Consider the following 11,070-nt stretch of genomic DNA (forward strand, 5'->3'; position numbering starts at 1 on the left):
GCCGGGGAAACCAGCGCGAGCATCTGAGGCAGTGCTCCCTCCCGGGGATAACAGATCCGCTGCGAGACAAAGCTAACGGCGCCGGAGGCTCAGCCCAGCCCGCCTCGGCGGGCGCACTCATCAACGCTGACAGAAACCTACTAAAAACGCGCGAGAGTGTCAAGAACAAAATACGAACATTTATTCGGCCTGCCCAGCGTCGGCGCCGCGGCTCGGCGTAGCAGCGCATCGCGATGCATCACGATGCATCGCGCGACATCTGTGCGCGCGGTCCCGGCTGACCCACAATGGCTGCGCCGGGTTGCTTTGCGGCGCCCTGGGCCGCAACGGCCGTGGGCCCCCCAATAGAAGTATCTGGTATGCATAAATACATGACCGGTCTTGCTGGCTTTGTCAGCGTCGCCGTGATCTCAAGCCCTGCCGCGGCTAATTTTGCGGTCGATACGGGTACGCCACTTGCAAACGATATACAGTTGTCGAACTCCCAGAGCTTGGCTGGGTACTTTACACTTACGTCAGCACTTGAGGTAACCTCAGTCGAAGGTTTCATCTCGGGGCTAGATAGCGTCGGAACGATCACGATATATAGCGATGCAGCCGTCCCGGCGGCGTCAAACGCTCTATCCTCAGCGAACTTTGCGATCCTGTCCTCAGCCGGCGCATGGCAGGGGGTCTTCGGTCAGAAATGGCAGCTGGATGCTGGATCTTACTGGGTCGGGTTCTCCAACTCCGGAAACGGCAACTTCATGAAGGGGTTCGCGCCAAACCCTCTGCCTCAATATGCCTTCAGCACCGGAAGTAGCTGGACTCTCAACGACCCATCATCTGCCGCCTCGGCCATCGGCGTCCGTATCGATGGCAATCGCTTTGTGGCCACGGCGCCCGAGCCTGCAAGCTGGACAATGATGATCGCTGGGTTCGGCGCAATCGGCGGCATGTTGCGAAATCGTCGGCGCAGGAATGAAGCCTTCTCACCTGCCGGCGCTGCTGGTCATGGTCATTCTTAAGGCGGGCGCATAGTCCGAAACCTCGGATCCAAGGCAGCTTGGATCCTCCCCCACCATCAACGGCAGCTCAGTAGGCGCGCGGTCCGGAGAACATCAGGTTGAAGTAGAGGCACGTGACCACCAGCGTGGCGACGGCGCCCACCGGATGGGCCACGGCCAGGTCGATCACCTGGCGCAAGTATGCGATCTCCATCGCGTGCCGCACATACTCGATCATCCGCGACCTCCTACCACGGGGTCCCCGAAAAGCTGTTTTAGATCAACACGCTTAACGGCTCATCAAGGCAATACGTTAACTTGACTGGAGCGGGCTCAGCCCATCCAGCCGAGCCCTCCGCCGACTGGCCGCCGCGCCGGCGGAGCCGCCGGCCGCGCCACGGCCGCGCCGCGCCGGTTCAGCGCGAATTCGCCGAACGCGTCGGCCCCGTGGCTGGCCTGGTCGTGCAGCGGCCCGGCATAGCTCAGCGTGGCCCGGCTCCACCGCTTGCGATAGCCCCGCAGCCGCTCCAGCCCCACCGCGCACCGCTCCGCGTCGAACCAGCACATGGGGATCATCAGGCGGGCCGCGTTCACCCGCTCCTCGGGATCGGCCGCCACCCCCACGCTGATCCGCGAAAGCCCCAGCGACGTCAGGGTCTCGTAGCGCGAGCGCCCGGTCCCCAGTTCGCGCACCATCACGTCGTGCGGCAGGTGGTGGATCCCCCACAGCCACGGCCGCGTCCCCAGCGCCTCGCGCACCACCCCGGCCAGCCCCTGCCCGCTGGTCTCGTAGTAGTCGACCACCCGCACCTCGCGCCCGGCCTGCTGGAAGAACCAGACGGCGGTGTAGTCGTCGATGCCGAGGTCCCAGGCGGTATCCACCGGCAGCGCCGGATCCACCGGGACGCGTCCGATCCGCCCCGCCCGCTCGGCCGCCCCCAGCAGCGAGGCGTAGTAGGCCCCCGGCGCGGCGGCGTCGAAGTCCACCAGGTACTCCTGCGCGAACCGCGCCTCGCCCTCCTCCACCGATCCCATCTCGGCCACCAGCTCGGCCTTCTCGGTCTCGAGCTGCGCGTGCGTGAACACCTGCGTCTCGCTGGCCGGGCTCTTCTGGGTGAACCACTCCGGCCGCGAACTGCGGCTCTCGAACGCGCGCGTCGCGTGGTTGCGCCCCCGCGGCGTCCACAGGAACAGCGCCCAGCCGTCGTTCTCCAACAGGATCGGGCGGATGAAGGTCCAGGCGTCCGGCTTGGCCAGCGACCACTCGCTCAGCACCACGCCGGCCACCGAGGCCCCCATCAGGCTGTTGTAGTTGTCGCTCCCCAGCACCTGCCAGGTGGAGCCGTTGCCGAACTCCACCTTCATCTCGCTCTCCTTGAAGGTGGGGTTCAGCTCCGGCGCGAACGCCTCCTCGATCCGCCGCTTGCCGGTGTGCGGGTTCACCGCGTCCCAGATCGCCTTCTTCCCCTGCGCCGCCTCGGGCAGCAGGTGCCAGTAGCCGCCGACCCGATGGTGCGCCGACCAGGCCGCCCATTGCAGCGCCACCTCGTCCTTGCCCCACCGCCGGTGCGCCACCACGTCGGCACGCTTGATGCCGCCGAGCAGTGCTTCCCACAGTGCGGTCTGGTGCTCCCGCGGATCCCATCTGAGCGGCAGCCTCACCCTCTGCTGTTTGGTCACGCCTTGCCCTCCGGAATCTCGCCCTCCTCGGGCAGTTCGCGGACGAAGGCGCGACCGTCCGGTCCCACCACCCGCTCGAAGTGCCGCACGCTGAAGATGATCTCCACCGGCTCCGGGGCCTCGCGTTCCCGCCCCGGCGCCTTGCCGCCCCAGCGCTCGGGCGCGTCCAGCGCCGCCTGTTGCATCAGGGTGGTCACCCGCAGCCGATCGCCCTGCACGCCCTTCTCGGCGCCCTGCGCCACCTCCAGCGCCGTGTCCGCCTTGCGGTCGGCGGCCATCTCGCGCGCGATCTCCAGCGCCTCGGCGAAGTCCGGATGCCGCGCGCGCCAGACATACAGGCTCGAGTAGCAGGGCATGTCCGGCTCCCGCGAGATCGCCGACCAGGACTCCCCCTCCGCCAGCCGATTGATCACGGTGGCGGCCAGCTTCTCCGAATAGCGGGCGTACTTCACCAGCCCGTTGGCGTCGGGTGTCTTCGTCGGCCGCGGCTTCTGCGGCTTGCGCGCACGCGTCGGCGCGCCTCGGCTCCTGGCCATGGCGTTGGTCCTTTCGTGTGAGTGTGCATTGTCTCCTCTCCCAGGCGCGGCGCGCCGTGGCAGAGGCCGGGAGAGGGCGGCGCGGCCGTGCCACCTCCGAGGCGTTGGACCCGGAGCCCCCCCTCGGCCGCGTTGCGGATATCTCGAATCCGGTTCCAAATGGGCTCGACCCTGGAGCAGGCCCCCGCAGCGATGAGCGACACGGTTCGCCTCCACGCCGCCCCGCCCTACCGCGTCGTGCTCGTGCACGGTGGCCCGGGCGGGGCCGGCGAGATGGCCCCGCTGGCGCGGCGCCTGGCCCCGCGCCTGCCGGTCATCGAGGCCATGCAGACCCGCCTCTCCATCGCGGCTCTGATCGAGGAACTACGCGACCAGATCGCCGCGCACGCCCAGGCGCCGGCGGTACTGGTCGGCCACTCGTGGGGCGCGTGGCTCAGCCTCCTGTTCGCGGCGCGCCACCCCGACCTGGTCGCGCGCCTCGTCCTGATCAGCAGCGGCGTGCTCGAGGACCGCTACGCCGCGACCATGCGCGCGACCCGGCAGGCGCGGTTGACCGCGGCGGAAAGGGCCGAGATGGCCACCGTCGAGACCCAGCTCAACGACCCGTCCGTCATCGACAAGGGCGCCCTCTTCGATCGCTACGGCCACCTGTTCGACAAGGTCGAGAACTACGACGCCGAGTCGGAGCCCAAGGACCGCTTCGCGACCGACCCGGCGATGTTCGACCGCATCTGGGCCGAGGCGGCGCGCCTGCGGACCACCGGCGAGCTGCTGCGCCAGGTGGCGCTAGTGCAATGCCCGGTGCTGGCCATCCACGGCGACTTCGACCCCTCGCCGGCCGAGGGAGTCCGCGAACCGCTCGCCCGCGTGCTGTCCGCGCCCTTCGACTTCATGCTGCTCAGGAACTGCGGCCACACCCCCTGGCTGGAGCGCCAGGCGCGCGACGAACTCTGCGAACGCCTGCAGGCCGAACTCGGCTGACCTCGCGAACTCGGCTGACCCCTCCAAGGCGCACTCATCAACAGTGACAGAAACCTACTAAAAACGCGCGAGCGTGTCAAGAACAAAATACGAACTTCCGCGCACTCGCCGCCGCCGCCATGCCCGTCACGGCGCAAACTGCGTCGCCTTAGACGTCGGTTGCTCCAGGTAGCCCTCGATCACGCGGGCCACGTCCGGCCCCTGCGCGAAGTTGTAGTGTGTGTATCCCGGCACGATCGCCAGCCGCGCCCGCGAGAACTGCGGCTCACCCGTCCAGCCCGGATCCTTCAACCCGCCGCCGAACAGCGCGAAGAACTCCGCGATGTGCCGGATCGAGACCGCGTCGTGGTCGGCGAACAGCAGCAGCGTCGGCGCGCGCAGCGCCGCGATCTCGTCGCGCCAGTCGTAGTCCTTCCGCATCAGCTCGCCCATCCGGTCGAGCACGAGGCCCAGCTGCTCCGGGTGCGGCGCGACCGCGGCATACCGCTGGCCTATCGGGTTCTGCCGGAACCCCTCCACCATGGCGGAGCTCACCGACCCCATCGCCTCCAGGTTCTCCGGATACCAACCGTCGCGCTCGGCCGCCGTGGAGATGACGATCAGGTTGCGCACCATCTGCGGGTGCTGGATCGCCATCCGGATCGCCGCGTCGGCGCCGTGCGAGTATCCGGCGACGTCGGCCTTGGCGACCCCCAGGTGGCCCAGCACCGCGGCCACGTCGTCGCCGTTCCGCTCATGGCTCATCGGCGTGTCGCGCAGCGCCGTGCGGCCGTGGCCCTCCAGGTCGATGGCGATCACCTGCCGTTCGCGCGACAGCGGCCCGATCACCTGGGCCATCGAGCTGGCGTCCCCGAAGCCGCCGGCCATCACCACGATCGGCTCGCCCTTGCCGTAGATCTCATAGTGGACGCGAAGGCCCTCGGCCGCGTCGGCATAGCCGCTGGCGATGGGGGTCGGGGTCTGCACGGTGGCCTGTCCTTTCGGCTGCGGGCCCTGGGCGGGCTTCCCCTGGCACGCCACGAGGGCGCACGCCGCGACCGCCAACGCGGCGGCGCGGGCGGCGTGGGAGAACGCTGAGGGCACATCCGTCTCCGGGGTCTGGGGGTTCCATCCCAAGGACGTCCCGAACGCCGCGATGCCGACACGCCGCCACAGTGACCGCCGGCTTCCTTTGACTTGGCGGCGACGAACGGGTGACGTTACGGGCCAGGTCGCGGAGCTCAGGATGTCGGTTGCAGAAAACAGAAGCGGCCCCAGGCGGGTCGTCGTCGCCGGCGCCCTCGGCATCGTCGGCCGCTCCGTGGTCGAGGAACTGGCGGGACGCCCCGACACGGAAGTCGTGGGCCTCTCTCGCCGCCAGCCCGACTTCGAGACGCGCGCGCGCTCTGTCTCGGTAGACCTTACCGATCCCGACGACTGCCGGGCCAAGCTGGCCGACCTGGGCGCCACCGACCTCGTCTACTGCGCCTTGCACGGCCGTTCGAGCGGCAACGACACCTGGGGCGAGGACGAGGAGATCAAGGCCAACGCCCGCATGCTCGAGAACACCCTGGACGCCCTCGAAGGTCCCCGGCTCCGCCACGTCGCGGTGCTGCAGGGGGCGAAGGCCTACGGCTGCCACCTCGAGCCCGTGCCGATCCCCGGCAAGGAACAGGCGCCGCGCCACGACCACCCCAACTTCTACTGGGCCCAGGAAGACCTCATCCGGGAACGCGCCGCCGCCTCCCACTGGAGCTGGACGGTGTTCCGGCCGCAGTACATCGTGGGCTTCTCGATCGGCAGTCCGATCAACATTCTCTCGCCCATCGGCGTCTACGCCGCCATCTGCCGCGAGCTGGGCCTGCCGCTCAGCTATCCGGGCCGCACCGCGACCCCGACGGAGGCCACCGACGCCCGCCTCCTGGCGCGCGCCATCGCCTGGTCACAGGACGCGGCCGGCGCCCGGAACGAGATCTTCAACGTCACCAACGGCGACCTCTTCACCTTCCCCAGCCTCCTGCAAACCGCCGCCGAGACCTTCGGCATGGCGCTGGGCCCGGACCAGCCACAGTCCCTGCAAGCGTGGATGGCCGACAAGGGGCCCATCTGGTCCGAGATCGTTCGCAAGCACGACCTCCTGCCCTATACCCTAGACCAGTTGGTCGGCCCCTCCTGGGCCTTCGCCGACGCCGCCTTCTCCTCCCCCGCCCCCTTCTTCGAAAGCACCATCAAGCTCCGCCAAGCGGGCTTCCACGACTGCATCGACAGCAACACCATGGTCGCGGAGTGGCTGGCCCGGCTGCAGCAGACGCGGGTGCTGCCGAGGTAGATATCCTCTCGCTTTGACCGCGGCAGGGCGAACGCACTGCGGATGCCACCGAAGCCTCACAATCCGAAAACGCCCCCCGGCACGCCGAAGGGCGTCAAAGGCCAGCCTGCGTGCGCACAGGTTGTGCGCGGTTTTCCGCGCCGTGCACGACAAGCGTCTGCGTTAGCGACCCGCTTCGCCTCTCCAAGGCTTCTGGTCCCGCTACCCAGCGGTTCCCGGCATGGACGACAAATGCACGCCGCCTGTGGTCGGACCACGAAGAACACGAAGACCACGAAGACCGCCAAGGCGCGCCCGGCCTCGGGCGACTGATGTCCCTTAGTGGTCTTCGTGGTCTTCGTGGTCTTCGTGTCGAAACCGAGAGGCGCTGACGCGCCGTCCTCCGCTGCGAAATCGAGGTCACGCTGTAGGGGGCTCCCTCAATCGAACACGCAGTTTCACGGCGCAATGGCGGTGGGGGGCAGTTGTCCGCCTACGCTTCTCCGTGAGGGTGTCGGGGCGAGACCACGGCCAACGGGACGAGTTCTCGCCGAATGAAGTCGATGCGACCCAGCAGCATCTCAGCATGTTCTCGAGTCGGCGCGACCTCGATGGGATAGCTTTCCGACAAGTCTCGGCCCTCAAGGACATTGTCGGCCCAATCCTGCGCGATCGCACAATAGAGCTGCAACGCGAGGGCCGGGCGTCGGCGCATCGTCCGTCTCGAAATGCATCGCAGGCAGATTGCCCACGACCGCCCAGCGCTCGGCGTCTTCCGGTTTTCGAGGGCGGTCGAAACGCACCAGGAACAGCGCAAGGATCGGCGCTACGCCGAATGCGAGCACCAGGTCAGAGATCGGCCTGCTGCTATCGTTCTGGACGAATTCCCTGGCCTCTACCTGCAGCACGCGCAGGCCCTCGGTCTCCTCCGGGCCCTCGTAGTCGATGTCGAGACCTGCGGGAAAACGGGATGCATCTACAAGCATGGCCACGACACGATAGCCGCAGCGCGCCCCGACGGGCGATTATATACTTTGCAAACACGGCAAGCGGTGGCATAAGATTCTCATAAGGAATCAACGCCATGTCCGTTCTCAGCCGCCCCTACTTCCACGACGAACAAGCCGCCTTCGACTTCGTTGAGGCGATCATCTGGCCGACCGGCCCGGTGTGCCCTCACTGCGGCTGCACGGGCCGGATTTCCACGATCACCCCCAACGCCGCCAAGCGCGTCCGCTTCGGCCTGAAGCGCTGCGGCGACTGCAAGGGCCAGTTCACCGTCCGCATGGGTACGATCTTCGAGGAGTCGAAGCTCCCCATGACCAAGTGGCTGCAAGCGATCTTCCTGATGACCGCCAGCAAGAAGGGCGTGAGTAGCCACCAACTGCACCGCACCCTGGAGGTCACGTACAAGACGGCGTGGTTCCTAAGCCACCGCATCCGCGAGGCCATGCGTTCGGGAGAGCTTGCCCCGTTCGGCGAGGGCGGCGGCATGGTCGAAGCCGACGGGACCTTCATTGGCGTCGAGCCCGGCGAACCCATCACCCGTGGCGCGAACCACAAGATGAAGGTGCTGTCCCTGGTGGACCGGACGACCGGCGAGAAGCGCTCGTTCGTGCTCGACTTCGTGAGCGCCAAGGCCATAGGCGAAATCGTCTCCGCTAACCTGTCCCGCGAGGCGATCCTGATGACCGACGAAGCGCGCCACTACGTGAAGATCGGCGAACAGTTCGCGGGCCAAGGCCACACAAACCATGCCGCAGGCGAGTACGTCAGCCGCTTCAACCCGCTCGTCCATACGAACACCGTTGAGGGCAGCTTCAGCATCGTCAAGCGCGGCACGCGCGGCGTCTGTCAGCACTGTTACAAGAAGCACCTGCACCGGTATCTGGCGGAGTTCGACTTCCGCTACAGCTACCGCGTGGCGCTGGGCGTGGATGACAGCCAGCGCGCGATCCGGGCGCTGCAAGGCGTGGTCGGCAAGCGCCTCACGTACCGCAGGCCTGACGGCGGGGGAGCCTCCCCCGCTTAAGCCCAAGAAGCGGCATCGGACCCGGTGGCGGACGAAGCCTCACCGGAAGGTGAGGGATTCCAAAAGAAAGGCGGCCGTGCTACTGCACGACCGCCAGTTTGGATCCGATCTAGTTGGCCCACCTAGAGCCGCCAGCCCCCGCGAAGGGCTAGCCGGTTCTTTCGTTTATGCGCGGGCCGCGTTTCCGCTCGCCGAGGGCACTGTCTATCTGAACTTCCCGGAACAGCTCACGTCTGACGGCTACGCGGAGTTGGCGGAATACCTCGCCATCTTCCTAAAGCGGGCGGAGCGCGCAAAGCGCATCTCCGAGGCGCAGGAGGACTTCAAGGATCCGCCCCAATAGGCGTACCCTCGCATCATGCCTGACCCGCCCGCCGACAAGCCCCAGCTCGACAAGTTCCGCGACCTGGCCCGCGAGCTAGAGGCGGACGAGGACCCGAAGCATTTCGCAGAGACGGTGAGGAAGATCGCGCCCAAAGGCCCGGCCACCGGCAAGCGCTCCGAGGTGAAGGACAGTCACGACCGATGACCCTGACGCAGTGGATGTGCGCCGGTCTGTTGCTAGCCTTCGCCTTCTTCGCTGCATGGCGAATGGTGCGGAAGGACCGCGAGCTGTGACAGAGCGCGCTCCCAAGTTTTGGCGCTGGCGGATCATCTGGCCGTGGAACCTTGCGGTGCTGATCCTCTTCCTCGTGGCGCCCTACGAGTGGAAGTTGGGTGTGATCTTGGCGGGCGTGATCGGCATGGTGATCCACTTGGCGGAGGCGGCCAGGAAAGCGGCAGATTGAGGACGATCGCGCCCAAGCCGTCACGCCTTCGGCCCGACGAAGAGCCGGCAGACTAGGTCGTCGGAGAACTGGCCCTCGCGGGGAACGAACTCGATCCCGGCGTCAGTCAGCCCCGTCATTAGCGATCCTCCCGCGCCTGTTGGGCTAGCGGGTTTGAGGTCCACGAATAGGCCAATGCCCCTGCGCGTTGGAGCTATCACCATGTTCAGGGTGGCTCGCCATCCCGCGCCCCGAAAGACCTCTCGCAGCCTCTCTGCGTAGCTCTGACAGACAACGTCGCCGTGAAAGTAGCCGATCTCCACGACGCTCCCTGCGAACGGCGCTATGGCCTTCGTAATCGTCAGCGCCTGTCCGTCTGTGAGGTCGCGCGGCTTCAGGGGAGCAACAAGGCGCTCAAGTGCGGCGATCCGGTCTTTAGCTTCATCCGGAGAAGCGCCGTCCAGCTTGCGCTTGTAGTCGGTAATCACGTCGTCCTTGAGCCCTATGCGCTCCTTTAGGTCGCCGATTTGGTTGCGGTGCAGCCAGGATGAGGTTGCCCAGGCGAGCGCCGCCGCGGCGACCGCCAGCAAAACGAATGTGAGCGGGGCCTGCTGGATCACAGGCCACTCGGATTGCAACTGCTCGATAAGCCCCATGCCGTCCCCCGTTGCGCGATCATGTCAGCGCGCTGGGCTGTTTGCAAAGTATATAATCGCAGCCCAACGCGAAGAACAAAACGCCAACACCTACATGGCCGCCCCAGACCAAGGCGACCGAAACGCCGGTACCAAAAGGTCTACATGACCCGGATGGAATGTCGCTGGGCGGCGGCTTCTGGGGCTGCTGAGATCCTCCGACTCGCCATCCAGTTAGGTCTGGCTCCCGGCGTTCGCTGGGATGAGCGGCCGATCTGGATCCGGGACCCTCAGCCGACGCGCTCGCCCCGCGTCTCTGCCCGGCGGGCTCGGCCCTCGGCCTCCATGCGCTCAGCCAAGCCCGTCCACTGCGCCGCCATGCTGCTCCAGTGGTTGCGCATGTGCGGGCCGGCCGCCGTCTCGGCGAGGCGGAGCATTTCGGCGGCCTTGGCGCGATAGTGGTCGGAGGTCTGCATGGGCGAAATAACGCCAAACGGGCTTGGCCGTTCCAGTTGGCGGGCCGGCGCGCGTCAGCCGGTGGGCGCCGCCAGGATGTCCAGCGCCACCTTCAGCACCGCCTCCAGGCGCGCCCCGTCGCGGTCGCCGCCGGCCGCCTCGCGCGGGGTCTTCTCCTCGCCGCAGACCAGGTCGCAGGCGGCCACCAGGTCGGCCTGGCGCCAGAGCCGGCGGCGGAACTCGGCCAGCTTGCGCCGCGCGACCTGCGTCCCCTCCCCGTGCTTCAGCACCGCCTGCAGGTCGGGGGTGAATCCGGGACCGCAGCCGGGCGTCACCTCCAGGGTCGAGGGGATCGGCTGCTCGGCCTTGGCGCGCCGATAGACGACGCCGTAGTGCTCGCCCGCCGACCTGGCCGCCGCATCGATCCGGCCCTTGGCGGCCAGCCACTCCAGCCCGGTCTGCCGGCGATAGGGCTGCAAGACCGTGCGGCTGCGCCGCTTCGGCGGCTCGGCCACCGCTTGGCCGCGCGCCCGCGACAGGGCCACCGTCTCGGCCACGCCGTCGGCCACCGCGCGCGCATGCGCCGCCGCCCTGGCCTGCCGTTCCTGGCGGATCAGCCGCTCGCGCGCGGCCTCGGCGGGATCCGGCTTCTTGCGACCTCTCATGCGCGCACACCCCGCGCCACGACCGCGTCGGCCAGCCGGTAGACC

General features: G+C 67.6%; 15 protein-coding genes. 7 read left to right on the forward strand and 8 right to left on the reverse strand.

The genetic code is table 11. The features are described from left to right. The first annotated feature begins 359 nt into the window (after positions 1–359). Positions 360–1,007, forward strand: coding sequence for a PEPxxWA-CTERM sorting domain-containing protein (locus QZV94_RS18265; protein WP_293680029.1), 648 nt, complete (start codon positions 360–362; stop codon positions 1,005–1,007). 67 nt (positions 1,008–1,074) lie between these two features. On the opposite strand, the gene QZV94_RS18270 is transcribed toward QZV94_RS18265, so the two are convergent. The 3 genes from QZV94_RS18270 to QZV94_RS18280 form a co-directional block, all read right to left on the reverse strand. Further along, the gene (locus tag QZV94_RS18270) at positions 1,075–1,224 is read right to left on the reverse strand and encodes a hypothetical protein (RefSeq protein WP_293680031.1); all 150 of its coding nucleotides are present in this window, start codon (positions 1,222–1,224) and stop codon (positions 1,075–1,077) included. 95 nt (positions 1,225–1,319) lie between these two features. Next, a complete protein-coding gene (locus tag QZV94_RS18275) occupies positions 1,320–2,666 on the reverse strand; it encodes a hypothetical protein (protein WP_293680032.1) in 1,347 nt (448 codons plus the stop codon). Then, complete coding sequence (locus tag QZV94_RS18280; protein ID WP_293680035.1) at positions 2,663–3,202, reverse strand: hypothetical protein; 540 nt, start codon at positions 3,200–3,202, stop codon at positions 2,663–2,665. Before QZV94_RS18280 ends, QZV94_RS18275 begins: the two co-directional genes overlap by 4 nt. 159 nt (positions 3,203–3,361) lie before the next feature. Here QZV94_RS18280 and QZV94_RS18285 point away from each other — a divergent pair, with 159 nt between their 5' ends. Further along, complete coding sequence (locus tag QZV94_RS18285; RefSeq protein ID WP_293680038.1) at positions 3,362–4,183, forward strand: alpha/beta hydrolase; 822 nt, start codon at positions 3,362–3,364, stop codon at positions 4,181–4,183. A 126-nt stretch (positions 4,184–4,309) separates the two neighbouring features. On the opposite strand, the gene QZV94_RS18290 is transcribed toward QZV94_RS18285, so the two are convergent. Beyond that, complete coding sequence (locus QZV94_RS18290; protein ID WP_293680043.1) at positions 4,310–5,266, reverse strand: alpha/beta hydrolase; 957 nt, start codon at positions 5,264–5,266, stop codon at positions 4,310–4,312. Between the two features lie 142 nt (positions 5,267–5,408). Between QZV94_RS18290 and QZV94_RS18295 the strand changes: the two genes are divergently transcribed. Next, complete coding sequence (locus QZV94_RS18295) at positions 5,409–6,491, forward strand: SDR family oxidoreductase (protein ID WP_293680048.1); 1,083 nt, start codon at positions 5,409–5,411, stop codon at positions 6,489–6,491. A gap of 620 nt (positions 6,492–7,111) precedes the next feature. Here QZV94_RS18295 and QZV94_RS18300 read toward each other — a convergent pair. Continuing rightward, complete coding sequence (locus tag QZV94_RS18300; protein ID WP_293680053.1) at positions 7,112–7,462, reverse strand: hypothetical protein; 351 nt, start codon at positions 7,460–7,462, stop codon at positions 7,112–7,114. Positions 7,463–7,554: 92 nt separating this feature from the next. On the opposite strand from QZV94_RS18300, the gene QZV94_RS18305 reads away from it, so the two are divergent. The 4 genes from QZV94_RS18305 to QZV94_RS18320 all read left to right on the forward strand — a co-directional run bounded on the left by QZV94_RS18305 (position 7,555) and on the right by QZV94_RS18320 (position 9,290). Next, positions 7,555–8,502, forward strand: coding sequence for an IS1595 family transposase (locus tag QZV94_RS18305; RefSeq protein ID WP_293680056.1), 948 nt, complete (start codon positions 7,555–7,557; stop codon positions 8,500–8,502). 76 nt (positions 8,503–8,578) lie between these two features. Continuing rightward, positions 8,579–8,845 (forward strand): hypothetical protein, encoded by a 267-nt coding sequence (locus tag QZV94_RS18310; protein WP_293680059.1) that lies wholly within the window; start codon positions 8,579–8,581, stop codon positions 8,843–8,845. 15 nt (positions 8,846–8,860) lie between these two features. Continuing rightward, positions 8,861–9,031, forward strand: a complete 171-nt coding sequence (locus QZV94_RS18315) for a hypothetical protein (RefSeq protein ID WP_293680062.1) — start codon at positions 8,861–8,863, stop codon at positions 9,029–9,031. Positions 9,032–9,116: 85 nt separating this feature from the next. Continuing rightward, positions 9,117–9,290, forward strand: coding sequence for a hypothetical protein (locus QZV94_RS18320; RefSeq protein ID WP_293680064.1), 174 nt, complete (start codon positions 9,117–9,119; stop codon positions 9,288–9,290). A gap of 20 nt (positions 9,291–9,310) precedes the next feature. Here the strand turns inward: QZV94_RS18320 and QZV94_RS18325 are convergent, their stop codons facing one another. From QZV94_RS18325 to QZV94_RS18335, 3 genes are all read right to left on the reverse strand, one after another. Then, positions 9,311–9,925 carry a hypothetical protein gene (locus tag QZV94_RS18325; RefSeq protein WP_293680067.1) on the reverse strand — a complete coding sequence of 205 codons (615 nt, stop codon included), beginning with the start codon at positions 9,923–9,925 and terminating at the stop codon, positions 9,311–9,313. Positions 9,926–10,194: 269 nt separating this feature from the next. Beyond that, entirely contained in the window at positions 10,195–10,380 is a 186-nt protein-coding gene (locus QZV94_RS18330; protein ID WP_293680070.1) for a hypothetical protein, read from the reverse strand. A gap of 54 nt (positions 10,381–10,434) precedes the next feature. After that, positions 10,435–11,025: a hypothetical protein gene (locus tag QZV94_RS18335; RefSeq protein ID WP_293680075.1), complete on the reverse strand. Its 591-nt coding sequence runs from the start codon at positions 11,023–11,025 to the stop codon at positions 10,435–10,437. Positions 11,026–11,070: the final 45 nt, after the last annotated feature.

The organism is uncultured Phenylobacterium sp. (assembly GCF_902826855.1).
Taxonomy (GTDB): Bacteria; Pseudomonadota; Alphaproteobacteria; order Caulobacterales; family Caulobacteraceae; genus Phenylobacterium.

Coding starts and splice junctions, on each gene's coding strand:
- QZV94_RS18265 (WP_293680029.1), top strand. CDS start 360: ATGCATAAATACATGACCGGTCTTGCTGGCTTTGTCAGCGTCGCCGTG.
- QZV94_RS18270 (WP_293680031.1), bottom strand. CDS start 1,224: ATGATCGAGTATGTGCGGCACGCGATGGAGATCGCATACTTGCGCCAG.
- QZV94_RS18280 (WP_293680035.1), bottom strand. CDS start 3,202: ATGGCCAGGAGCCGAGGCGCGCCGACGCGTGCGCGCAAGCCGCAGAAG.
- QZV94_RS18285 (WP_293680038.1), top strand. CDS start 3,362: ATGGGCTCGACCCTGGAGCAGGCCCCCGCAGCGATGAGCGACACGGTT.
- QZV94_RS18295 (WP_293680048.1), top strand. CDS start 5,409: ATGTCGGTTGCAGAAAACAGAAGCGGCCCCAGGCGGGTCGTCGTCGCC.
- QZV94_RS18305 (WP_293680056.1), top strand. CDS start 7,555: ATGTCCGTTCTCAGCCGCCCCTACTTCCACGACGAACAAGCCGCCTTC.
- QZV94_RS18315 (WP_293680062.1), top strand. CDS start 8,861: ATGCCTGACCCGCCCGCCGACAAGCCCCAGCTCGACAAGTTCCGCGAC.
- QZV94_RS18325 (WP_293680067.1), bottom strand. CDS start 9,925: ATGGGGCTTATCGAGCAGTTGCAATCCGAGTGGCCTGTGATCCAGCAG.
- QZV94_RS18330 (WP_293680070.1), bottom strand. CDS start 10,380: ATGCAGACCTCCGACCACTATCGCGCCAAGGCCGCCGAAATGCTCCGC.
- QZV94_RS18335 (WP_293680075.1), bottom strand. CDS start 11,025: ATGAGAGGTCGCAAGAAGCCGGATCCCGCCGAGGCCGCGCGCGAGCGG.